The organism is Pseudomonas sp. JZ134 (genome assembly GCF_051027695.1).
GTDB lineage: Bacteria > Pseudomonadota > Gammaproteobacteria > Pseudomonadales > Pseudomonadaceae > Chryseomonas > Chryseomonas luteola.
Map to the genome: position 1 here is coordinate 1,741,481 of NZ_CP069250.1, position 22,598 is coordinate 1,764,078.

At 53.5% G+C, this 22,598-nt stretch carries 28 protein-coding genes and 1 tRNA gene; 14 read left to right on the forward strand and 15 right to left on the reverse strand.

Translation table 11 applies throughout. The annotated features are described in order from the left end of the window. Positions 1 to 10: 10 nt before the first annotated feature. Together JQR86_RS08150 and JQR86_RS08155 are read left to right on the forward strand one after the other, a co-directional pair. Positions 11 to 304: a YcgL domain-containing protein gene (locus JQR86_RS08150; RefSeq protein ID WP_019366981.1), complete on the forward strand. Its 294-nt coding sequence runs from the start codon at positions 11 to 13 to the stop codon at positions 302 to 304. A gap of 42 nt (positions 305 to 346) precedes the next feature. Then, positions 347 to 1,279: a D-2-hydroxyacid dehydrogenase gene (locus tag JQR86_RS08155; RefSeq protein ID WP_312509814.1), complete on the forward strand. Its 933-nt coding sequence runs from the start codon at positions 347 to 349 to the stop codon at positions 1,277 to 1,279. A 45-nt stretch (positions 1,280 to 1,324) separates the two neighbouring features. Here the strand turns inward: JQR86_RS08155 and JQR86_RS08160 are convergent, their stop codons facing one another. Beyond that, complete coding sequence (locus tag JQR86_RS08160; protein WP_019366983.1) at positions 1,325 to 1,921, reverse strand: nitroreductase family protein; 597 nt, start codon at positions 1,919 to 1,921, stop codon at positions 1,325 to 1,327. Positions 1,922 to 2,218: 297 nt separating this feature from the next. Between JQR86_RS08160 and JQR86_RS08165 the strand changes: the two genes are divergently transcribed. Then, positions 2,219 to 2,668: a YcgN family cysteine cluster protein gene (locus JQR86_RS08165; RefSeq protein WP_434154675.1), complete on the forward strand. Its 450-nt coding sequence runs from the start codon at positions 2,219 to 2,221 to the stop codon at positions 2,666 to 2,668. A 1-nt stretch (position 2,669) separates the two neighbouring features. Here the strand turns inward: JQR86_RS08165 and JQR86_RS08170 are convergent, their stop codons facing one another. Beyond that, positions 2,670 to 3,428, reverse strand: a complete 759-nt coding sequence (locus JQR86_RS08170) for an SRPBCC family protein (protein ID WP_219653060.1) — start codon at positions 3,426 to 3,428, stop codon at positions 2,670 to 2,672. Between the two features lie 135 nt (positions 3,429 to 3,563). Beyond that, positions 3,564 to 5,585 carry a S9 family peptidase gene (locus JQR86_RS08175; protein WP_407361912.1) on the reverse strand — a complete coding sequence of 674 codons (2,022 nt, stop codon included), beginning with the start codon at positions 5,583 to 5,585 and terminating at the stop codon, positions 3,564 to 3,566. A gap of 130 nt (positions 5,586 to 5,715) precedes the next feature. Between JQR86_RS08175 and JQR86_RS08180 the strand changes: the two genes are divergently transcribed. From JQR86_RS08180 to JQR86_RS08205, 6 genes are all read left to right on the forward strand, one after another. Then, a complete protein-coding gene (locus JQR86_RS08180; RefSeq protein ID WP_026004109.1) occupies positions 5,716 to 6,183 on the forward strand; it encodes a hypothetical protein in 468 nt (155 codons plus the stop codon). 246 nt (positions 6,184 to 6,429) lie between these two features. After that, entirely contained in the window at positions 6,430 to 7,203 is a 774-nt protein-coding gene (locus JQR86_RS08185) for a class II glutamine amidotransferase (protein WP_019366988.1), read from the forward strand. 43 nt (positions 7,204 to 7,246) lie between these two features. Next, complete coding sequence (locus JQR86_RS08190) at positions 7,247 to 7,762, forward strand: DUF2937 family protein (RefSeq protein ID WP_407361911.1); 516 nt, start codon at positions 7,247 to 7,249, stop codon at positions 7,760 to 7,762. A 605-nt stretch (positions 7,763 to 8,367) separates the two neighbouring features. Further along, a tRNA-Val gene (locus JQR86_RS08195) sits at positions 8,368 to 8,444 on the forward strand. Between the two features lie 164 nt (positions 8,445 to 8,608). Further along, complete coding sequence (locus tag JQR86_RS08200) at positions 8,609 to 8,956, forward strand: hypothetical protein (RefSeq protein ID WP_010794716.1); 348 nt, start codon at positions 8,609 to 8,611, stop codon at positions 8,954 to 8,956. 385 nt (positions 8,957 to 9,341) lie between these two features. After that, positions 9,342 to 9,563: a hypothetical protein gene (locus tag JQR86_RS08205; protein WP_407361910.1), complete on the forward strand. Its 222-nt coding sequence runs from the start codon at positions 9,342 to 9,344 to the stop codon at positions 9,561 to 9,563. Between the two features lie 65 nt (positions 9,564 to 9,628). On the opposite strand, the gene JQR86_RS08210 is transcribed toward JQR86_RS08205, so the two are convergent. From JQR86_RS08210 to JQR86_RS08225, 4 genes are all read right to left on the reverse strand, one after another. Further along, a complete protein-coding gene (locus tag JQR86_RS08210) occupies positions 9,629 to 10,321 on the reverse strand; it encodes an endonuclease (protein ID WP_219653058.1) in 693 nt (230 codons plus the stop codon). A 165-nt stretch (positions 10,322 to 10,486) separates the two neighbouring features. Further along, complete coding sequence (locus JQR86_RS08215; protein WP_407361909.1) at positions 10,487 to 10,801, reverse strand: hypothetical protein; 315 nt, start codon at positions 10,799 to 10,801, stop codon at positions 10,487 to 10,489. A 133-nt stretch (positions 10,802 to 10,934) separates the two neighbouring features. Then, entirely contained in the window at positions 10,935 to 11,168 is a 234-nt protein-coding gene (locus JQR86_RS08220) for a hypothetical protein (protein WP_010794712.1), read from the reverse strand. A 418-nt stretch (positions 11,169 to 11,586) separates the two neighbouring features. After that, complete coding sequence (locus JQR86_RS08225; protein ID WP_010794710.1) at positions 11,587 to 11,823, reverse strand: hypothetical protein; 237 nt, start codon at positions 11,821 to 11,823, stop codon at positions 11,587 to 11,589. Positions 11,824 to 12,352: 529 nt separating this feature from the next. Between JQR86_RS08225 and JQR86_RS08230 the strand changes: the two genes are divergently transcribed. Further along, on the forward strand, positions 12,353 to 12,694 hold the full coding sequence (locus tag JQR86_RS08230) for an I78 family peptidase inhibitor (protein ID WP_150347161.1): 342 nt from the start codon (positions 12,353 to 12,355) through the stop codon (positions 12,692 to 12,694). 137 nt (positions 12,695 to 12,831) lie between these two features. Further along, complete coding sequence (locus JQR86_RS08235) at positions 12,832 to 13,062, forward strand: hypothetical protein (protein WP_010794707.1); 231 nt, start codon at positions 12,832 to 12,834, stop codon at positions 13,060 to 13,062. Positions 13,063 to 13,129: 67 nt separating this feature from the next. Here the strand turns inward: JQR86_RS08235 and JQR86_RS08240 are convergent, their stop codons facing one another. Together JQR86_RS08240 and JQR86_RS08245 are read right to left on the reverse strand one after the other, a co-directional pair. Beyond that, positions 13,130 to 13,342, reverse strand: a complete 213-nt coding sequence (locus JQR86_RS08240) for a cold-shock protein (RefSeq protein WP_010794706.1) — start codon at positions 13,340 to 13,342, stop codon at positions 13,130 to 13,132. Between the two features lie 445 nt (positions 13,343 to 13,787). Next, positions 13,788 to 16,223 (reverse strand): membrane-bound PQQ-dependent dehydrogenase, glucose/quinate/shikimate family, encoded by a 2,436-nt coding sequence (locus JQR86_RS08245; RefSeq protein ID WP_150347162.1) that lies wholly within the window; start codon positions 16,221 to 16,223, stop codon positions 13,788 to 13,790. A gap of 410 nt (positions 16,224 to 16,633) precedes the next feature. Here JQR86_RS08245 and JQR86_RS08250 point away from each other — a divergent pair, with 410 nt between their 5' ends. Next, the gene (locus JQR86_RS08250; RefSeq protein ID WP_010794704.1) at positions 16,634 to 17,530 is read left to right on the forward strand and encodes a bestrophin family protein; all 897 of its coding nucleotides are present in this window, start codon (positions 16,634 to 16,636) and stop codon (positions 17,528 to 17,530) included. Here the strand turns inward: JQR86_RS08250 and JQR86_RS08255 are convergent. Continuing rightward, positions 17,490 to 18,014 carry a hypothetical protein gene (locus tag JQR86_RS08255; protein WP_150347163.1) on the reverse strand — a complete coding sequence of 175 codons (525 nt, stop codon included), beginning with the start codon at positions 18,012 to 18,014 and terminating at the stop codon, positions 17,490 to 17,492. The two genes, JQR86_RS08250 and JQR86_RS08255, sit on opposite strands and share 41 nt — an antisense overlap. Before the next feature lie 225 nt (positions 18,015 to 18,239). Here JQR86_RS08255 and JQR86_RS08260 point away from each other — a divergent pair, with 225 nt between their 5' ends. Beyond that, a complete protein-coding gene (locus tag JQR86_RS08260; protein ID WP_074824231.1) occupies positions 18,240 to 18,494 on the forward strand; it encodes a DUF2789 domain-containing protein in 255 nt (84 codons plus the stop codon). A gap of 66 nt (positions 18,495 to 18,560) precedes the next feature. Here JQR86_RS08260 and JQR86_RS08265 read toward each other — a convergent pair whose 3' ends face one another. Further along, positions 18,561 to 18,797, reverse strand: a complete 237-nt coding sequence (locus JQR86_RS08265; protein WP_074824233.1) for a DUF2171 domain-containing protein — start codon at positions 18,795 to 18,797, stop codon at positions 18,561 to 18,563. A gap of 216 nt (positions 18,798 to 19,013) precedes the next feature. On the opposite strand from JQR86_RS08265, the gene JQR86_RS08270 reads away from it, so the two are divergent. Beyond that, positions 19,014 to 19,727 carry a glutathione S-transferase N-terminal domain-containing protein gene (locus JQR86_RS08270; RefSeq protein WP_434154677.1) on the forward strand — a complete coding sequence of 238 codons (714 nt, stop codon included), beginning with the start codon at positions 19,014 to 19,016 and terminating at the stop codon, positions 19,725 to 19,727. Positions 19,728 to 19,753: 26 nt separating this feature from the next. Here JQR86_RS08270 and JQR86_RS08275 read toward each other — a convergent pair whose 3' ends face one another. From JQR86_RS08275 to JQR86_RS08290, 4 genes are all read right to left on the reverse strand, one after another. Continuing rightward, positions 19,754 to 20,545: an SIR2 family protein gene (locus JQR86_RS08275; protein WP_010794699.1), complete on the reverse strand. Its 792-nt coding sequence runs from the start codon at positions 20,543 to 20,545 to the stop codon at positions 19,754 to 19,756. A gap of 2 nt (positions 20,546 to 20,547) precedes the next feature. Continuing rightward, positions 20,548 to 21,096 carry a non-canonical purine NTP pyrophosphatase gene (locus JQR86_RS08280; protein ID WP_074824241.1) on the reverse strand — a complete coding sequence of 183 codons (549 nt, stop codon included), beginning with the start codon at positions 21,094 to 21,096 and terminating at the stop codon, positions 20,548 to 20,550. A gap of 114 nt (positions 21,097 to 21,210) precedes the next feature. Then, entirely contained in the window at positions 21,211 to 21,948 is a 738-nt protein-coding gene (locus JQR86_RS08285) for a DUF72 domain-containing protein (RefSeq protein ID WP_434154856.1), read from the reverse strand. Between the two features lie 90 nt (positions 21,949 to 22,038). Continuing rightward, complete coding sequence (locus JQR86_RS08290; protein ID WP_074824250.1) at positions 22,039 to 22,470, reverse strand: nuclear transport factor 2 family protein; 432 nt, start codon at positions 22,468 to 22,470, stop codon at positions 22,039 to 22,041. Positions 22,471 to 22,598: the final 128 nt, after the last annotated feature.

Below are 22,598 nucleotides of genomic sequence, written 5' to 3' on the forward strand. Positions count from 1 at the left end.
CGGAGTACTCATGAAACGAATCTGTTCCATTTACAAAAGCCCGCGCAAAAGCGAAATGTACCTCTACGTCGACAAGCGTGACGGGCTTGCCCGCGTACCAGAAGGGTTGATTGCAGCCTTTGGTACCCCTCAGCTTACGTTTGAATTCGTTCTTACGCCGGAACGACAGCTGGAGCGCGAAGACACTGCAAAGGTTTTGGAAAATTTGGAGAAGCAGGGTTATCACCTGCAGATGCCACCACCTCAGGAGGAGTACATTGAGCATCTGCCTGAGCATTTGCTGCGTATGAACGACCCCGTGTAACGCGACAGTCATTACCACTGCTTGTCAAGGAAAGACCAGATCATGCGTTTCTTGTTGTTGGAAGACAGTTATCAGGACTATCTCACCGCGTTGCATGGGTTGGACGCCTCTCTGGAAATAGTCGGAGGTAATGATCCGGAAAAGGTGGCAGGCGTAGCTGCCGAGTGCCAGATCTGGCTAGGGCAGCCAGATCTCGTCGCAAAGCTTCTGGATCAGGGGCTCAAGCCCTCATGGGTTCAGTCCACCTGGGCGGGCATCCGGCCGCTACTGGCCTCCGGGTTAACGCAGGACTATGTGCTCACGCGCGCAGTGGGCGTGTTCGGGCAGCTGATGAGCGAGTATGTGCTCGGCTATCTGCTTGCCCATGAGCGATGTCTCTTGGAGCGCGCTCGAAAACAGGCGGATCGACTCTGGGAAGCCTGTACCCCCGGCTCGCTGGCAGGGCGACGTGTTCTTATTGTCGGGGCCGGTGACATTGGCCAGGATGTAGCACGCTTTCTAGCGCCTTTTGGAGTTGAGCTCTACGGTATTGCCAGAAGCCCGCGCGCACTGCCCGGCTTTCTTGACGTGCATGGTCTTGAGGACTTGAGTCGTGAGGCCTCGAAAGCTGACTACCTCATCAACCTTTTACCTGACACTTCGCATACGCGTGATCTCTATACGCTTGACCTGTTCAAACAACTGAAGCCTTCGGCACTGTTCGTAAATGCAGGACGTGGCACTGCCGTTGTGGATGCCGATCTGGTAACAGCATTGGAGCAGAAATACCTGGCCGGCGCCGTGCTCGATGTTTTTCGAGAGGAGCCGCTGCCTAAGACTCATGCGTTCTGGTCGGCGCCTGGACTGATCATTACCAGCCATACCGCGGCAGTGTCTTCGCCCCCTTATATTGCCCGACTCTTTCTTGAAAACCTGAGCCGCTACCGCAACGGAGAGGCATTGAAAGGGCAGGTGGATTTCAAGCAAGGGTATTGATTGCGTGCAGAGCCGGCCTATTCGTAAGCCGGCTCTGTGTCGGCATTAACCGAGAGTGTAAGGGCCTTCGGCAGCCAACTCTTCGACTGGCCGACGTGGGCTGGGCAGCTCACGGGCCTGTAATTTCTCAGACAAAGACGACTTGTCGCCCAGCTTGCCAATGGCAATTGCCATTTCGATCTTGAAATCGGTGGGTACTTTCAGCTCCTGACGAATCAGATCGTACTCGATACCTGCCATCCCGTGGGTATGAAAGCCCAGCTTGCCAGCCTGTAGCGACATAAAGCCCCAGGCTGCGCCGGTATCAAAACTATGGCTACCCAGCGGAACCTCATCGCTGCCGCCGGGCGGTACGAAGGTGGTTTTGGACAAGACGATGACCAACGCCGCAGCATGTTGTGCCCAGCTACGATTGTATTCACTGATCAGCTTGAGAAAGGTATCCCAGTGCGCAGAGCCACGGCGAGCATAGAGGAAGCGCCAGGGCTGAGCATTGTAGGCCGAGGGCGCCCAGCGAGCGGCCTCGAAGATACTCATCAACTGGTTTTCTTCTATAGCGGCATCACTGAAGGCGCGGGGAGACCACCGTTGGACGAATTGCGGGTCGACTTCATACTGCGGAACACGAGTGCTAGCGGTCATGTGACGTCCTATGCAGGTAAAGTGTTACGCGTCGCCCTGGTTCGGCCTGAAGGAAATGATATGAGGCACGCCATGCAGAAGCCATCATCCTGACTTCAGCCATTCTGGCCGCGGATGCTGTTTCGCCTGCGCATGGGTTCGTCACATTTTACGCTCAGGCAGGCCCATGAGCTGCGCATCTGGAGAAGCCCTGTAACGTTAACCTCCAGAAGGCTGCGGCGACAAGCTGCACGAGCGGTGCTTGGCCGATTCGTGCATGAGGACTAGACTGCGCGCTTTTCGCAACCGACTACGTTCATGGCTGATATCACTCGACCTTTCTGGAAACGCAAGACCCTAGACCAGCTCGACCAGGGGGAGTGGGAGTCCTTATGCGACGGCTGTGGCTTGTGCTGTCTGCAAAAGCTGGAGGATGAGGACGATGGCAGCGTGTATTACACGCGTATCGCCTGCAAATTACTGGACCTGAAAACCTGCAAGTGCACCCGCTACGCCGAACGGAAGCAGTTTGTGGCTGATTGTATTCAGCTCACCCTAGGACAGGCTGATGAGTTCAAGTGGCTGCCGCCCACCTGTGGCTATCGCCTGGTGTCAGAAGGCAAGGACCTGCCGCTCTGGCATCCCTTGGTCTCGGGAGACGAAAGCGCCGTACATGATGCCGGAATCTCCCAGTCGGGCCGCATGCTGAGTGAAACCCAGGTAGCGGAAGAGGACTGGGAAGACTATATGATCTTTCGGGCGGGCTGAGTCAGCCCACCGGGGACGGATCGGTCAGCGATGCGTTTCCGGTAACGGTTACCGTCTGCGTGGCGCTGGTCGCACTTTCCATCAAGCGTTTCAAATGAGTCAGGTCTCGGGAAGCCTGTGACGCCGGATCGCGTTTCATGATCTTGGCGAGGCTGTGCCCCAATACGCCGCCTGGCGGATCATAGGCAATCAGGGTTTCGACTTCGGTACTACCATCAGGACGCTCATTGAAGGCTACCCAGCCCATCGTATTGAGATCGCCGCCGGCGATGGAGCGCCATCCAATCAAGTTGCCAGGCTCGTCCTCCGTGATGACTGAATCCCACTCCAGCGGGCCGGTTGGGCCTTGAATCACCCAGTGAGAGCGTTTGTCGTCCAGGATGTCGATGCGCTGGATCAGCTCCATGAATGCAGGCAGGTTCTTGAAGTCGCGCCAAAACCGATAGAGCTCGTCCTTGGGTCGATTGATAACCACGCAGCAAGACTCGGTCTTGGCATTTTTCCAGTGATAGTCGCGCATCAGCTGGCGTTCAAACTCACTATGGCTCAACGCTTGTTTGGCAGCACAATGCCCTGAATAACCTCGGTAAAGCGCCAACGCCCCGACCGCCATCCTGGCAACCCCGAGCAGGCCGCCCTGTCGTAGTCCCTTGATCAATAGCAGGCCACCCCCTGTCAGGGAGGCAACACGCTCAAGTCCCCCCACATTTTGCACGCGGTCTGAAAGATGGCTGTTCCGAGTAGCACGGCGGCCCAACATGGCAAGCTCCTTGATGACAGGCAATTACAAAAAGACCGCGCCAAGACAAAGCTGTTCCGGTGGGATCGATAGCTGGTTAACAGATCGGAGCGTTTCCAGCAGGCAGGGTCTGATGCTCTGCCTGCTGGAAGCGTATCAGTGACTCAGTCCAAGAACCTTGAGCAGGAAAGCGTACTCAAGTGCTACGTCACGTAGCGCCTGATAACGGCCGCTCATGCCGCCGTGACCTGCGCCAAACTCGGTCTTGAGTAGCAGCAAGGCATCATTCGTGCGTGTAGCTCTGAGCTTGGCTACCCATTTGGCCGCTTCCCAGTACTGCACGCGAGTGTCGTGATAGCCTGCTACGACCAGCAACGCCGGATAAGCCTGGGCCTTTACATTTTCGTAAGGCGCATATGCAGCGATGCGGGCGTATACATCGGCCTCACCTGGATTGCCCCATTCATCGTACTCGGTGACGGTCAGGGGAAGGTCGGGCTTGAGCATCGTATTAAGCACATCCACGAACGGGACTTCTGCAATGGCTGCCGCAAACAGATCAGGCCGCTGATTGAGCACAGCGCCAATCAACAGGCCGCCAGCACTACCGCCGCTGATGCACAACTGCGAGGCGGTGGTATGGCTCTGCTCGATCAGGTGTTCGGCGCAGGCAATAAAGTCATCGAACGTGTTCTGCTTGTTTTCCAGCTTGCCCGCCTGATACCAGGCCTCACCTAGTTCACCACCGCCTCGCACATGTGCGATGGCAAAGGTGAAGCCACGGTCCAGCAGACTCAAGCGCGCATGGGAGAACCAGGGATCGAGGCTGTGACCATAGGCGCCATAACCATACAGGTACAACGGGGTAGCCTGGCCCACCCGATCCTTGCGCATGACCAGGCTGATCGGGATCTGTGTGCCATCTGGCGCCGTAGCCCACAAACGTCGACTGACATAGTCGTCGGCGTTGAACGGCCCCTCTACCGGGACTTCCTTCAAGACCTGTTGTTCGCCGGTGGCAAGGTCTAGTTGGCGTACCTGTGCAGGGCGATTGAGTGACTCATAACGCAAACGCATGACCGGGCTGTCAAACTCCAGCACGTCGATCATCCCAAGGTTGTAAATCTCGTCGGGTAACTGTACCCGATAGGCAGGTGCGTTTTTGGGGCGTACCTCGAGCACCGGCAGACCTGACTCGCGCAGATTCAGGATATAGCCGTTGGCATTGAGGTTTACCTCTTCGAGCATGCGCTCGGGATCATGTGGAACCAGCAGCTCCCAGTGCTCGCGGCTGGGCATGTCATCTGGCGCTTGATACAGGGCATAGTTGATACCTGCCTGGTTGCTTCGAATCATCCAGCCATCAGCTCCATGATCAGGGAAGTACTCATGACCTTCCTGACGAGGGGCTACACAGACGAAAGCCTCGCTTGGCCGGTCCGCGTCCATGACCCAGGCTTCACTGGTGGTCTTGCTGTGGGACAGGAGAATCAGCTTGCGCTCGGAGCTTGAGCGGTAGCATCCGATAAAGAAGCGGCCATCCGTCTCGTGGAAGACCATTTGCGCCTCTTGGTCACCCAGGCGGTAGCGATAGAGCTTGTGAGGACGATGAGCCTCGTCACGCTCTCCGAAAAACAGGGTTTGGCTATCGCCAGCCCAGGTCATGCTGCCATCGCAGTCATTGAAAGGAAGTTCGGTCAAGTCGCCTGATGCCAGGTCTTTTATAAATAGACGATAGGTTTCGTCACCAGTCTGGTCCAGGCTGTAACCCAGCTTGGTCTGATCAGGGCTGAGCGTGAAACGGCCAATTGACAGAAATCCACCACCGGCCAGTTCATTGGCGTCGAGTAGCAGTTCCTCCTGGGACTCATCGATGGTCAGCGAGCCGTCCCGGGGGCGAGGGCAGCGGTAATGGCGCGCATATTCATCACCGGCGCGGGTTCGGTGGTAGTAGAGATAATCTTTGTATGGTACCGGCAGTGATAGGTCCGTCTCCCGGATGCGTCCCTTGATCTCCTGGAAAAGTGTCTCACGCAGCGCGGCTTCCGGCTGCAACACCTCGTCCAGATAAGCATTTTCAGCTTTCAGATAAGCCAGCACTTCAGGATCATCGCGTTTCTCCAGCCAAACGTAGGGATCTGCGCCGTGCGTACGTTGAGCGAGAGGAGGTTGTGTCATGGGTGACTCCTTAGGTGTCGGTGGACCGGTTTTGAGGTGTCTGTGCATGGGCAGGGCGCGAGTAGGGGCGCCCAACCGTGCAAAAGTCGCTATCATAGGCATCCTTTTTATAGACCCGCCATGTATCGAAATGACTGAGCACGATTACCTGATTGCCTGGGCTGTCTATGGTGTTGCCGCACTAGGCTGTCTATGGGTGTGTTTCAAAGCGACCGGCTGGATGTGGCGTTGGCTGCGAGAACCCATCCGTTTGATTGTTGCCCTGATACTGTTCTCTCCGACGATAGCAGACCCTGAGCACAGCTTTTACGCACCCTCCAGCGCCATTGTCGTCATGGATCTCGGCTTCCATGTAGGAAACAGCGCCTGGCGGGCTGTGGCGGAAATGGCGCTGTATGGGTGTATCGCATTCGCGGCATATTTCATCTTCGCGCTGATCCGCTGGCTGTTTCAACGCTCCCGACGCAATGATGAGGCTGCCAACCAGACACCACCGCCTGCCGACCAGCCTGCTCCCACGGCAGCGAACAACCCCTCGCCATCATCCCCACCGTCACGGGTCCCAGAGCGTCGTACGCGCATCGAGCCGCGCCTGTAGCTATCACGCCGCCCTTGTCTGTTTGCAGGCTGGGGCGAATGTTCTCCGTCTGGCTGGGTCCATCTCTATGTATGTTCATAAGACAAGTGAATGATAGGAAGCCGCCGGGAGTACCGTCAGGTAGCCGTTTTATTGCCGTATCGTCGTCAAACAGCTGATTCGAAACTGTTTCTTGGACATACTCATTGTCTGGCAGAGGGCCTGCTATTAGAGCATCTCTCGTGCCGTATCGAATGAGGTCTGGATATGTGTGAATTGTTGGGCATGAGTGCCAATGTTCCTACCGATATCACCTTCAGCCTGACGGGGCTGATGCAGCGAGGAGGACGTACCGGTCCCCACCGGGACGGCTGGGGCGTGGCGCTGTACGAAGGACGCGGACTGCACATGTTCAAGGATTCCATGCCGGGAGCGGATTCCGAAGTGGCTCGCATGATCCAGGGCTATCCGCTCAAGAGTCGCACGGTTATCGCGCATATTCGCCATGCCAACGTTGGCTCGGTAAACCTTGCCAATACACACCCTTTCGTTCGGGAGCTGGGAGGGCGCTACTGGTGTTTTGCCCATAATGGCCAGCTCAACGAGTTCGTACCAGATCCCGGTCTGTTCCAGCCAGTAGGGGACACGGACAGTGAGGCGGCATTCTGTCATCTGCTTAATGAGGTCAGGCGGCGTTTTCCCGATCCGGTGCCTGTCGAAATGCTCCTGCCTGTTCTGGTCGGAACTTGCGATCACTTTCGCCGCTTTGGTGTGTTCAACTGTCTACTGAGTGACGGTGACTGGCTGTTCACGTTTTGTTCGACCAAGTTAGCCCACATTACGCGACGGGCCCCGTTTGGTCCGGCGCACTTGAAGGACGCCGACCTGACGGTAGATTTCAAGGCTGAAACAACGCCTGATGATGTGGTTACAGTGATTGCGACAGAGCCTTTGACGGCCAACGAAACCTGGGGGCTTCATCAGCCTGGTGAGTGGAAATTATGGTGGGATGGCGAAATCGTCACCCAGGGGCGGGTCTAAGCGGTTGTAGCGAAGCCTGCTATTCAATACGCAAGGAGTTATGATGCTGCGTAGTTACATCCGGCTAATCCTGTTTGCGCTAGGCCTTCTGGTTGGTGTGCAGATACCAGGGTTTATCACTGATTACAGCCAGCGTATCGAGGCCCATCGCCTTGAAGCCCATCAGGCATTGGAAGGGTATCGCAAAACGGCAGGCGAGTTTTTTGGCGGTGATATGGATCGTCTGGTAGCCCATTATCGTGCCAGTGATGATCCGGTCTTCCAGAGCGATGCCGATAGCCTTGGCATGCTGATGCGCCGTGAGCAAATGCTCGATTCGCAATGGCAGGCATTGCAGGGCCGCTGGTATGAGCGCGCCTGGCATGTCTTTACCAAGGCTAACCCAGCAATACTTGAAGAGACGTGGCAAGGCTACCGTTATCAGGTTGTCCTGACGCCTGAATGTATTGGTTGGGGGCTGGCCTGTGCCTTTTTACTGTCCTGGATCATCGAGGCCATCGCCTTGGCATCGGCTGTACTTATCATGCCGCGGCGTAGGCCAGCCCGACGTCTCGTCTAAATTGAAAGGCCGGAAAATTCCGGCCTTTTTTGTGTCGCTCAGCCTGCAATGTGGACAACTGCCTCTATCGACCGGCAGTCGCCTGCTTTAGTGGGCCTGATTTCAGCACGCTTCGTGATAACCATGACGCTGATCCATATCCGTATCACTGCCGAGCATCTTCTTGACCGATACGGCATAGGTACTTTGTATGCGTTGGTCAGGTGCATAGATGAGCCGGTAGTGGCTTTGAAAGATACAAGTCCGCTGTCGATTGAGCGAGTCGCTGAAAAAGGGCGCAAGGTAGGGCGCGAGGTGATAAGCCATCGTCCCAGGGATATGGTGGAATGGCAGACTTGCGCGGCCTCTGGCCGAGGCAACAGGTTTCTCCGTAGGCGAAAGTTACTGTAGTCATCAAGTTGGCTGAAGGGCTATTTGAGCGGAGGTTGTCGGTATGCAAGGGAGAAGATCTAGCCTATCCGGTTGCCAAGCCATTTAAGGTTCAGTTCTCTCACTAGGGAATTACCGGATTTCAGGCTATGCCAATAAATTTTCGTCTTTTCAGTAATTTAGAAGAAAAAAGGCTTGACGACCCAGTCTGATTCCGTAAAATGCGCACCCACAGCAGGCACGTAGCTCAGCTGGTTAGAGCACCACCTTGACATGGTGGGGGTCGTTGGTTCGAGTCCAATCGTGCCTACCAAATATTCCCGCACTGCTGGCGGGGCAAGAAGCCGATCCGAAAGGATCGGCTTTTTTGTTTGGGTCGTTAAAACATTTCGTCTCAAACACAGCTCAATAATGTTCTCAAATTGACGTATAACGTCAGGTCTTCTGACTGACGAGTCACGGTGCCAGGAGTGGGTAATGAAATGGTTTTGTGTAGGAGCCGTGCTTCTACTCGCCGGGTGTGCAAGCGTAAAAGATCTGGAGCAAAGTCCGCCTTCAATGGATGTCAGATCAGGTAAGGACGTTCAGGCCTATACCCAATGCCTGGTTGATCGACTGGCTAAAAGTCGGGCGCCTGCAACGCTGGCAGGAACAGCTAGCGAGCAAAGAATTATTGTGCCATCCAAGGTTTCTTCTATTCCTGCTGCGGTTATCCATGTAGACGATAGCTCTCGTGGCAGTCACATCACACTGCACGAACGCATGGCTAACAATCCTCTTCGGCCCAGCGATGTTCGCGAGGCGGTTAAGTATTGCATTGACTAACGGGTTAAGCAGCGTGCCCTTTAGGTTGTTTCGAGAGCACGCTCTCAGTCATCTAGAGGTATGAGAAAAGTGCGCCGAATAAAATGACCCAAACGACCGGGACGGAAACGTAGAGAAATTTTTCGGTGGGCGTGAAGGGCTTTTTACTGATCATCGCGAGTGACTGCCTGTATGAATTCGCTATGTGATGAGTGGGACATTAAGGCCGGAAATATGCCTGAGCTACATGACATATCGGCGTAACAGGCGAAACTTGAAGTGGGCAGGTAAGGGCGGCTGCAATGGCAGATGAATGGTCGCGGCATTGGTAGGCATTCAGGTTGGGTGCATGAGTGTCCGGTCTGTAAAATGAAAGCCTGACAATAATTCTTCGCGGGAAGTAGAAATGCAGGACGTGTTGATCCACGTATGGGAAAGGATTTTTTGGGTAATGCTCTGGGCGGTTCGTTACCTGCCGGCTACGCTGGCTATTCTGGGAATAGCGCTGATCGTGGGTGTCAAGAATAACCATACATGGTGGGGGCGCGTCGTACTGCTTCTGTTTGGTCTCGTAACACTTCTGGTAGCAATAACCATCCAGATTCTTTCCTCTTCCCCTCCTGCCTGAACTCTTTCAATTCGCCTGTCCTGTAGCGTTGGTTAGCAGTCAGCGCTACAGGATGATCAGTGATCTTAGGTACGACAGGCCTTGAGATCGACGTTTCCAACGTATTTATTGCCGTGACCCATAATGCACGCCAAGCGCTGGTTTCGTTGGCGCTCCCACCGCTCGGCCGGGTATTGCTTGTTCCAGGCTGAATACAACTGTTGGTCCTGCTTGGATAAGCGCAAGTCATACCGTTCGCTCATGTATAGGTAGGTGCGCGCAATCATGCCGCGGATTTCTGGGCGGGGCATGGCTTTTTTGGCCTTGAAGTCGACCACCATCTGGCAGGCTCCATACTGGGTCGGTTTCTGTGGCAGCCAGCCGAACGCAAAATTGCTGCGGTCGCCATTCACTTCACCAATGACTGGTACCAGGTTGAACAAATCAGCTTCGGCTTTCTGGTAAACCGGATCGCTTGAGGTGCAGTTTTTTCTCCCTCCTTTTTGCCAGCACTGGCGCTGATGGCCGATAACCCAGGCAGGCACGATGTGCTCCCATTCGATGCGAGAGGCCCTGGTCGCATTTTTGCGGGGCACATAGCCACAACTTTTCAGGTCCACCGTCTTGCCGGAGTAGTGGCAGCCGCAATAAAAATCTACAGGTTGCTGCTTGTAGACTTTGGCGCCTATCACTTTGGCTTCGCGAAACGTGCGAGGCGCTTCTGCATGAGCCGGAATGATAAAAAAGAAGAAAGAAATCAGAGAAAAAATACGAAACATGGCCGTGCTCGATAAGTAAATCGGCGCGGATGGTAACGGGCAGCGTTGGGTTTGAGGAAGGCAGTAGGACTAAAATGAGAAATGGTTCACTGTATGGATAGACAGCTGTTTGGCGAGAGGGTAATTGCTAGCGACTTACTGTCATGTAACCCGCTAGCGACAGGATTAGCGACGTATACGCTTGGCTACCTTTTCCCACTGCCCAATCATCTCAAGAGTAAGGCGCTCGTCCCAGGATTCCAGCTCAATGTTTTGAGCCAGCAGTTTTTTACGGGCGGCGACCAGAAGGTGGTGTAGGGAAGTAGGATTGCAGTAGATCGCGGTACGGATACGCCCGGATTCAAAGTGGATAACTCCCTGAGGATCTATCGCTTTAAAGGCAAAGGTACCGCGAGAATCACGGTTGGTGAAATGGCATTCCAAGGGTGCCAGGGCAGCTTGTATTCTGGAGCGGGCGGCATCGTAGCGAGAGGGTTGCATGTCAGTATGCTTAGAACGACTATTTAGGATGGCACACTGACATTAAGTTTATACAGTAGTTCGATAGGAAGCGCTGTTTGAGCCTTTAATTGTTAAAGATATCTATTTTGCAGGTTGAAGCCGTTAAGAATCTCTATTTTCGGGTGTCTCTAACGATGCAGACAATCATGGCGATAGTGGCCACAATCATCGTTGCAATACCGAAGCCCAGCTGAATTCTGGCTTTGGTTTGATCACATATTTCAGCAACACCGCCATGCGAAGGACAGCCGCCTGTTGTAAACCAGTAGGCATTACCCAGAAGTAACATCCCAAAGGCGCAGGCGATGAATGCAGTCAACGCCAAAAACAATACTGTGCGTAACATATGGACTCTCTAGGTAAAGCGAATGAATGCTGATCAGGCAGTAGGCGATACGAAAGACATGACTCGATGCGTATTGGCTTGCCTCTATTCTCATTATAACGCGCTTAAGGGCAGAGAAAGGTAAGAACCAATACCCGGTATGAATGCCCAAAATATTGCTGCTTACTTCTTGGAGATGCCAACATGCCTGAAACTGATCATATAAATCCTGACCAGATCGACGTCGACCCTGAGATTCAGCCTAACCCTAAAGAGGCTCCTGTTCCTCTGGAGTCTAATGAGGACGCAGAGAACAAATAACCAGACGTTGCCGACTCATTTATAACGAACTGATTTTATAAATGAGTCGCGCATGATTCGAAAAAGCAGGACAGGCTGTCAAGCGTAGCAAGGCCCATCTAGCAGGGCAGGCGGATGCCTATCGATAAGCCCAGTCGATGTTAAGCAGGTTGAGCTTTTGTGCACGCAGACGACGCTTGTTGAGTTCGTCACTATAGGGGGGAAAATCCAGTTCCAGACTTTCGCCTCCATGCTGTTTCAGTACGTACAAAAGGACAGTGCCTTCATCGACATCAGCCGGCGCGTCGGCTATTGCCAGTTCTCTTGGTTCTCCTGCTTCTTCATAGGTAATAACCAGGTTGCCTGCATTGCTCATGATCGTACTCCCTTAGTGGTGTAATTCGATGAAGCCGTCTCTTTTGACGGGCTAATAATGAATTCATTCCTTACAAAGGCGGCCTGAATGGCTTCCAGGCGTAAACGCATAGGTTTTGCATTTTGCTAAGGTAAGTGCATCACACTTTCGACTGATGTGAATTGTGAGCATTGATAGGCGCATTGAAAATCTCGCCCTAATTTAGGAGAGGGTTTAATGCTGCATGTATACATGCCGATGGGTAGTTCAAGGGATTCTCTTTGTCTGTCTTCTGATGGCCATGTTTGGCCCTCAAATGACATGGCGCTATTTCATAGCTCGCCGCATTGCCTCCCGTCTAGGTATACAAAGTCTTTTCGAGCTTAATACGTTGGTTGTTGGCTTCTTGCTACTGGTCGGTTTCTTTCTGGTACGGTGGAGCACGCACGCTCCTTCTTGAAGACGGTAAGCCATATTTACAAAGTAGCCCTTGTTGCCGGGTGCTTCGAGTCCGTATGGTAGAGCTTTATGTAAACGATAAGGCAATGTAATGACTTGGAAGTTGAGTTCCCTGGCAGCGTTAATTTCTTCCTTGGTTCTTGTAAGTGCCTGTAGCAGCTCTCCAGAGTCTGGCAGTAACGAACGTACCCGAAGCAGTGATGCTGCTACATCCGCATCCTCACTTGGAAGTGGTTGTAATTCCGATGCTGCACAATATGCGGTAGGTAAGACGGCTACTCCTGAACTCTTCAAGCAGCTTCAAGAGCGTTCTGGTGCAAGGATTACACGTCTTGTGCGTCCGGATGATGCCATGACGATGGATTTCAACTCTGAGCGCCTGACGGTTACCACTGATGAGGCGCTTGTGATCAAGACGGCTCGTTGTGGCTGATACATCAAAGGTCGGGCCTTTAATCAGGTTGGTCTGCCTGAGTCTACTCTGAATCGATCAATCTACTCTCGTTGTGGATAGGATGGCTTTGGCCTGTGTCTATCTTATGAACACGGATTAGACGAGAGGAGAGATTAATGGGATTGCGAATCTTTGGCGATCATCGCGCCTGGGCAAGTGCGGTAGAAAGCGAAACAGGCATCGAAGCCTTTATTGCCATACAAGGGCATGGAAAGGAAGAGGAAGCGCTGCACCGAGTAGCGACAGACCGTACCTTTACGGACCTTATGGAGGCCGAGCGTGCGGCGGATGAGATCCTGCAGAAAATGACAGGTATTAGCGCAGATAGCCAACCCCTGTTTGACTAAGCCTTTGCATTTGATTCAGGCATAAAAAAAGCCCCGTCATGGACGGGGCTTTTTCAAGGGAAGTGGATTAAACCACTTCAACCTCTTGTGCTTCCATACCTTTCTGGCCTTTGGCAGCCACGAAAGATACAGCCTGACCTTCTTTCAGGCTCTTGAAGCCGGCAGCCTTGATCTGGCGGAAGTGAACGAACAGATCAGCACCGCCGGAGGACGGGGTGATGAAGCCAAAACCTTTCTCATCGTTGAACCACTTAACAGTACCGGTTTCGCGATTAGCCATGGTGTTTTTTACCTTTTCAAAAATTAAGTTTCGGTAAAGGGAAGTCTTGACCGAGACTGAGCACTGAGTGTAACGGAGTCGTAACGATGTTGGATCTGTATCTAAACACCATGTTGCGATTCACAGTAATGCACGGGCACAGCAGGATCATATTACGATCATATATGAGCATTTGAAAAGACCAAAAGTTCATCTAATGATCAAACCCATGATTGCAGGCTGTCCGGTCAGCGATATAGACCACTAAAAAACGTATTTATTTCCTTGAACTGGCTAAAAATTCAAAGAAAAGTACAGTGATCTATTTTTTTTGAAAATGTGACGTCTGGTACAGCGAAACGACAGTTGGAAGAGAAGGGCGTAAGGCGGGGCAGTTTGAAGAGATGTCAGCTTGAAGGGTGAAGGCAGGCGGGGCTACAGATAAGCCCCGCCTGCTATCAGGCTTTTACTTCTGAGGCAGTGCAAAGGCGATTACATAGTCGCCCTGACGAGTGCCTAGAGAGCCATGCCCACCCGCATAAACCAGGATGTACTGACGTCCATCCTTGCCGGTGTAGGTCATGGGGGTTGTCTGGCCACCTGCAGGCAGGCGACCTTCCCACAGCTGCTTACCGTTACGAACATCGTAGGCACGCAGGTACTGGTCTAGCGTACCGCTCAGGAAGGCCAGGCCGCTGGATGTCATGAAAGCCCCACCCAATGCTGGAACACCCATGGGGAGCGGCATTGGAACAGGCGCACTGTCACGAACAGTGCCGTTCTTGTGCTTCCAGATGACCTGATTGGTGGTCATGTCGACAGCAGCCACATAACCCCATGGTGGTGACTGGCAAGGCAGGCCCATCGGGGACAGCAGTGCACCCATGATCACACCGTACGGTGCGCCTTTGTTTGGCTGAACGCCCTCTGTCTCACTCTTGCGAGCCGGACCGCCCTCGACGTCCTCGCGTGCGACGAGCTTGGATGTAAAGGCCATGTAGCTAGGCGAAAGGAACATCACCTGACGGATAGGATCCACGGCGACGCCACCCCAGTCGAATACACCGAAGTTGCCCGGATACACGATCGAACCCTGCAGGGAAGGCGGCGTGTAGATGCCTTCATAGCGATGCGATTTGAACGTGATACGGCACAGCATCTGATCCAGAGGTGTCACACCCCACATGTCCGCTTCCTTGAGTGTCTGCGGCATCATGTTGAGTTCGGACATTGGCTGCGTGGGGGACGTATGATCGCCTTCCACTGCGCCCTGCGGAACGGGTGTCTCGTGTATGGGAACGATGGGCTGACCATTGGTGCGATCCAGCACATAGAGGCTGCCTTGTTTGGTGGATGCAATCAGGCCCGGCTTGATGCCATCAGCCGTCTTGATATCCATCAGCGTGGGCTGCCCACCTACGTCCATGTCCCACAGGTCGTGGTGAGTGAATTGGTAATTCCAGCGTACCTTACCCGTATTGACATCCAGAGCGACAACGCCGGCGCTGTATTTCTCGGCTTCTGGCGTACGCATGCCACCGTACTGATCCGGCGTTTGGTTACCCATTGGCAGGTAGATCAGGCCCAGCTTTTCGTCCACTGACATGACGGACCATACGTTCGCAGAGTTGCGGGTGTAGGTCTGGCCTGGCTGAATCGGCTCGGTAGCTTCAGGGTTGCCACTGTCCCAATTCCAGACGAGGTGGCCGTCGTGCACGTCATAGGCACGAATAACGCCGGAAGGCTCGTCAGTAGAGGCATTATCCGTTACATGGCCACCAATGATGACCAGGTCACGGGTAACTGACGGCGGCGAGGTGGAGTAGTAGCCACCAGCAGTGAAGCCGCCGATGTTGGCGCCCAGGTTGATGGAGCCTTTGTCGCCAAAATCTTCGCACATTTTGCCAGTGTCGGCATTTATGGCGATCAGGCGAGTATCGGCGGTGGGCAGGAACAGACGGCGAGGGCAGGAGTTGCTGACCGGTGTAGCCTCTGCTGGGGCAGGCGCTGCCTGCGCATTGTCCTGAGCATCCGCCTGTGCATAGGCGGCATCATCATGGTAAGCCACGCCACGGCAGGTCATGTGTGCCCAGCCCTTGAAGCTGTCGGCACTCTGAGTGCTCAGCTTGGGATCAAAGCGCCATAGCTCCTTGCCGGAGTCGGGGTCCAGGGCAATGACCTGGCTGTGCGGCGTACAGACGTACAGCTTTCCATTGACCTTGAGGGGCGTGTTTTCAGCCGTGGTTTCCTGCGGATCGTTCGGCCCGGGAATGTCGCCGGTACGATAGGTCCAGGCGACTTCCAGCTGATTCACGTTTTCCGGGGTGATCTGATTCAGCGGGGAATATTTGTCGCCAAATGACGTACGCCCATACGACTGCCAATCGCCATCGGGCATGGTGGGGGCAGCGTTCACTGTACCTGCACTGGCACGATCCAGACTGCCCTCAATGTTATGTGGATTGGTGAATTGACTGGCGACTGCAGCAGCACCGGCCAGAACGACCGCGCCGGTCAGTGGCATGGCGCCTACTGAGCTGACACCCGCCTTACGTGCCATGGGGCGACGTATCCATGGCAAAAGCAGAACGATGCCTACTACAAACCACAGTGCCAGACGTGGAACCAGTTGCCACCAGTCCAGACCGACTTCGTACAGCGCCCACAGCGTTGAGGCAAACAGAACGAGCGCAAACAATGGGAGTGCTGCACGATGGGCAAGCACGAGAAGGATACCAGTGATGAAAATACCGGCACCCGCGAGGGCGTAATAGAAGGATCCTCCTACAGTGATCAGTTTGACGCCACCTACAAGCATGGCGAGACCAATCAACACAAGGACGATGCCGACTAACGTAGAAAAAAGACGCGTTTTTGCAAACGGTCCAGTCGTTTCGTTCATGAAGGCAATACCAAATTCTTAAAATAGGATTCACCGGACTGGACCACAAGGGCCATCCGGGAGTTGCACGGTGAAGGATGTTGGAATTCTTATAACAACAATCTTATACCGTCTGTCACCCTCTGCGCATATTCAAGTTAGGCAAAGGTGTTTTGTGGATTTGTGCAAAGGCGAAAGTGAGAGGTGGTTTGAATTATTACGTATACTTGAAATTCAGCCGTAGATTGTCAAAAACGATCGCAATAAGTCCTGTTGATCTGCCTCAACTACCGCTGCGATCAGAGGACATCTCTCGGATTAGGTTGACCTGGAAGAATCTTGAATCAACTTCCTGAGATGGTTTCCGTGAGCTAGGTTTCAAACACATTGGTCATAGCGCTAGTAAGTTTTTATTTTGGAGTAGCGCTGCATTGCCAACCCTTATTCGCCGTAAGTACCGATTCCTGCATAAAACCCTTTCCTATACAGGTTGGTCGCTGTTTTGGCTGCTTATCTGGGACATTGTTGTCACCGTTGACTTCATGCTGTTCGTCGATGATCGAATGAGCCTTCCTTCGATGCCATTGACGCTGCTGGGCTCCGCCCTGGCCATGCTGGTGAGTATTCGGAACACCAGCGCTTACAACCGCTGGTGGGAAGCTCGTACGTTATGGGGAGGGATGGTTAACAGCTCGCGCAATTTTGCCCGTCAGGTTCTGATTCTGGTTGATGACCCGGGCGATGCTTTAAACCCTATTAAGGAGGTGCTGTTTCGCCGCCATGTGGCCTATGTCAATGCTTTAGCCGCGCATCTCAAAAAGGCGCCGATTCCAGAGCGACTTGCAGAGTTGTTGCCTGCTGAGGAAGTGGCTCGAAGCGGTGATACCAATAATTTTCCCAACGACATCCTAAGCGGCTCGGCAGCTTTGATTGCCCAGGAGTACAAGGCAGGGCGTCTGGACAGCATACGCTTGGCACGTCTTGAATCGACGATGGTGGATATTTCCAACTGGCAGGGAGGTATGGAGCGCATCGCTAATACTCCGTTGCCGTATCCTTATGTGTACTTTCCACGCCTGTTCATCTCGCTGTTCTGTTTGATCGTCCCGGTAGGGTTGGTAGAGTCGTTAGGCTGGTTTACACCTCTGGCCTCTACGGTAGTGGGCTTTATGTTGCTCGCACTCGAAAAAATTGGAACTGATTTACAAAGCCCGTTTTCCGAAAGCCAGCACCAGATACAGATGACTGATCTCTGCGCGAACATCGAGAAGAATCTTTCGTCCATGTTCAGGGAGTCGGAGAACGCTTCTGTTCGCTCCACTGAGTAGCATTGGAAGCCGGCGTTACGCCTACGGTGCGCATAACAGGCTGGCCAACGCCAGTCTGGAGCTGGCCGTGGACACCTTTATCGGCCCCTTTTTCGCTGTCTACCAATTCGGCAGGTGGGGTGTAATGAATACAGCCATACCAGATGACGATTGGAAAAAGCGCATGCAGTACAAGGCGTACTGCCAGGGCCCACTCAGGAAGCGCTGGAAACAGGCCCGCATGTTGCCAGGTGTAGAAGTGTACAGGCAGCATAAGGAGCGTACAGACAAAGAGAACGCTGCCCGCGTAACGACGAAGCTCTTTGAAGAGCACCGCAACCGCTACCATCATTTCCAGAATGCCGCCAAAGCAAACGATGGCAAACCGGTAGGGTACGTCGATGGGGACAAGTTTGACGAAAAAGCCGGCCATGAACAGGTGGGCGAAACCACCTACCATGAACCAAGCCACTACGAGCGCAACCGCTTGTTTTTGATAGCGCATATGCAGGCCGCCTTTTTAAGCTCTTATGACGGTATGACTACGTTTTTGTGATCTTTCTCACTTGCTCGGCTGCTTCCAGATCAAATGCATCTGCTGATGGCCCGTGATTGAACCGATGCGCTCAGCTGCCTCTCTATTGGTAAATGCTTCGTAAGCGATTAAGTGACGACACTGCATTACGTCCCAGTTTGCTACGAACTGATTTGAAAGCCTGGAGAGATGACTATGGAACTTCCTGTAAAAGATCTCACGACCTTATTCGATCAATTGGGTCTGGACTCAGATAAGGCCAGTATTGACGCGTTTGTCGCCAAGCACTATCCGCTTCCCGATGACGTCAAGATTTCCGAAGCACCTTTTTGGACGCCCAGCCAGGCGGCGTTTTTGAAAGAAGAAATCATGAACGATGCCGAGTGGGAGCCGATCGTTGATGAACTCAACGTATTGCTGCACGAGAATAAGCCGTTTCAAGCGACCTGAATGGTAGGCCTGGAAGGTAATAAAACGGTGGGTTTCGGCCCACCGTTTTGCTTTTCAGATTCCTGCTTATCCCGTCTGCCAATCCCGCTGTGCCTCTTCGCATGTTCGTGCCAAGTGGACGGTAGCGCCGTCTACGCGGGCCACCCATTCCAGAGGAATCAGGTGATATTGCCCCTGAGCATCTGGATCACTTCGCTCAAGCTTGAGTTTATTGCGATCCACAATGTCATAGACCTTGCCGACGTGTTGACCATCGGAGCCTAGTACGTCCGCTTGAACAGGGATTTTATCGACATCAACCATGCAGGTTTCTCCGGCAAATAGGACAAAGGGTTCTGTAGGTAATCATCCGCTATCTATTCAGAGGTTTGCCGAATGGCTAACGTTCTAAGTGAGCGACAGGAGGCATTTTTCAACTCTCCTGATGAGCGAGCAGAACTGTCCGATACCCCTTTTTTCTGACTGATGTACAGCATTGTCCAAGGCTGTAGCGAACGGACCTGATAAGGAGCAAACGTAATGATTGAACTCTATGGCATGGGTAGTCCCAATGTCCTGAAAGTGGTGCTGATGCTGGAGGAGCTGCAACTGGCTTACCGGTTCAAGCATGTACATGTCTGGAAGGGTGAACAGTTCACCGATACCTTCAAGGCACTCAATCCGAACAGCAAGGTTCCTGTGTTGATCGATCCTGACGGACCGAGCGGGGAGCCCTACCGTGTGTTCGAGTCGGGTGCAATCCTGCAGTACCTTGCTGAGAAGACGGGGAAGTTTCTGCCTGCAAGCGGTACGGCACGTTATGACGTCATGCAGTGGTTGATGATCCAGTTGACTGGAGTCGGCCCCATGTTCGGTCAGTATGTTCACTTTACGCGCTTCGAGCCTGAAGTCTCCAACTACGCGCGCTCGCGCTATACCACTGAGGCGCTGCGCCTGGTTGAGCTTATCGACCAGCGTCTGGCTACCCACTCTTATCTGGGCGGCGATACCTATTCGATCGCCGATATCGCGACGTATCCCTGGATGGCCATTCTCGAGTTCCTTGGCTTACCCCATGAGCGTTATACCCATCTGACACGCTGGTTGGACGAGATTTCAAAGCGACCTGCTGCCATTCGACTGGTCGAGATGACCAAGGAGATCCAGGCGGAAGGCGTGGCCTCGCGTTCAGAAGCCACACCGGATGACTATGACCGCATGTTCGGCCGCGGTCAGTACGCTCGCTCGTTGTAAGGGCAGGGGCATGGATGCCTGCTTCATCAGGAATCGACCAGCTCCTTGAGAAAGCACGTCAGGGCATGGCCGGGATCGTCATGGTCTGATGAAATCATGCGGATGCCCCACTGGCTCAGGATCTCTTCCTGTACCGGATTGGGCATATGGGAAAAGACATAGGAGATGGGCCTGACGCCGGAGGGCTCATACTTGCTCCACATCTTTGAAAGCTTATGGAAGAGCAGCCGGATATTGGTATCCGAAAGGCTGTAACCAATGAATAGAACGGCTTTGCTCAGTGTGTCGGCTCTCAGCTTGATATCGAGCGGCGTCTCGAATTGAAGCCGTTCGTAATAGCTTGTTTCGGCCAGCACAATCGACGAGTCATCGTCGAAATCCCCATGAAATTTGATGATCTGCCTGATGTTGTCCTGCGCCTTGGCCAGATCGCTGGCATTGGCGATCTTGATGTACTCTCGCTGATAGGCATCGTGGGCATATTCCAGCCAGCGGTCGTAGTTGGTGGTGTAGATCGCTGAGAACCGGCCTTGTACGATCAGCCGATGTATTTCTGATGCCGTGATATCGATATCTTTATGCCACTCCCGGTCCATCCAGCTTCTGAGCGCACCGATGTTGCCCTTCTTGATACGGTAATACTCGGCTAGCGCAAGAAAGTTGCCGTAGGTATTGAAGACGTCCGGGTCATAATCCAGCTGGACGGCAACTTCTTCGATCAGTTGTTTCCAGGGCGGCAAGCCAAGGTTGGCCGATACTCCAGCCCCTACGAACAGGATCAGCCGATTGCTACGGTAAGCGTCCTTGAGGCTTTCCATTTTCAGGACTCCTCGATAAAGCTGACGAATTTTTCCAGCGCCTGCCGTCGCATGGAGTACTCATGCTTGCGTGGCCCCAGTTGGGCAAAGGTTTGATCAAGGCCATCAGGCATGAACACACAATCCCATTCAAAGCTGCTATCACCGGCCGGCTGCTCTGTGATTCGCCCAGGAACGGCGCCCTCAAAGAAGTATTTCTTGCGACCGTCACAGTAGCCGATCAGCGTCTTGGCCACGGCTGAGGGATCTTCAAGGCCGCCTATGACGGAGGAGAAGCGTTCTGCCAGTAACTTGTCCCAGAAGAGCTGTGTAAGGCCGGCAGGGAAATCATTCAGGCTCTTGATGTAAAGCCCAGTGTGTTCAACGAATACAGGCTTCCCAACGAGGCGGAAGGCTTTGAGTAGCTTGTCGCTGATCAATTGGCACACATCCTCGGTTTGCAGTTCATCGATTTTGATCTGGTAGGGGACAATCTCGATTCGCGTTTTGGCGAGCAGGTGAGAGACTTCTTCAATCTTTCGCGTGTTGCTGGAAATAAATCGAATTTTCATGGCTGGCCTGCAAAGGCATTACGATTCTCAGGGCGGCTCGCTACGTCTCTGATTTAGAGGGAAGTGGATAACCAAGGGTTCGCCTTCAAAAGGTCCGGCGGTCGGCATACGCCATCAGCCTGCAAGCAGACGTTGCATGTCCAGTGCGTTGGGTACGGCTGCGCCGCTGGCGGTGTTATCAAAAATGCACCATGTGGGAACGCTCCGTTCATGATGATGTGCCAAGGTCTGGGCCAGAGACGCAAGGGCATCATAGGTATAGGAGGAGTGATAGATCTGGGGCGAGCCGTGAAGGCGGTAGTAGACCACCTCCGGCGATGCACTGGGCATGTTGCCGTTCACCAATGGAGAGGGATCGGCAGCTGCTTGGCCAATTCGATAAGCCACCAGCATGGACTGGGCATCATCACGTTGCCAGCTGGCATGGCGGGGTTCAAGAACGGCGTGTCCGTTATAGCGAGCCCTAAGATCCTCCAGAAAGTCACGGGTAAGTTCTGCCTTGAATGCCAGTGAAGGAGGAAGCTGGATCAGCAGGCAGCCCAGTTTCTCTCCCAGGTGACTGCACTCCGACAGAAAGCCGTTCAACAGTGCTCCGCCGTGAGCGAGGCGCTGAATGTGAGTGATCTGCTTGGGGACCTTTACTGCGAAGCGAAAACCCTCTGGCGTCGAGTCAGCCCATTTGGCGTAGGTCGCCGGTTGGTGAGGGCGATAGAACGATGAGTTGATTTCAACGGTATTGAAGCGGGCAGCGTAGCGCTGCAAGTGGGTGCCCTCTGCCGGAAAGTCGGACCACTGTGAACGCGGCAGGCTCCAGCCAGCGCATCCAATGTAGGGAAGTGTATTCAAGATCAGTTTTAAGCCAGTCGTGTCTGATCTGTGTTTGACTAACGGATCAGGTGATTGATCCTGCCGCTTCGTAGCGGGGAAGCGGCAGGTGCCTGGTTAGAAGCGGAAAGCCTGACGGCCGATCAACAGCCATTCTCCGTTCTGTTTTTGCCAGATCTGAAAGTTTTCAATTTCAGTAGGCGTCAACTTGCCGCTATTGATGGCTTGTGCAGAGAAATGATTGCGAACCAGGGCCACATCACCCGACATTGTGATTTTCTGGTTGAGCATTTTCAGCTCTTTGAATGCGCTTTTGCCTGTTTCGATATCCGCAATGAATGCTTTCTTATCTTGGATGTTGCCGCTGGAATGGCCATAGGTAAGATTTTCGGCCGTCAGGGCATTCAGACTGGCAATATCCTTGTGCCACATGGCCTGGGTAAGCTTGTCCACGGCCTCAGCTACCGCCGTTTCATCCGAAGACGTGGCGGCCATAGCATAGCCGCTGAAAAGGCACAGAAAGCCAACGATCAGCTTGATATTTCGCATGAGCATTTCCTTTTTGTTGTAAGCGATGCGGAATGGATCGTTGTACGTGATGGCTGTGGATCTCGTTCGAGTATGGAAGAAGCACAGCGGTCATAGGTCGTCGTACAACATGATGTGTTGTAGACGTT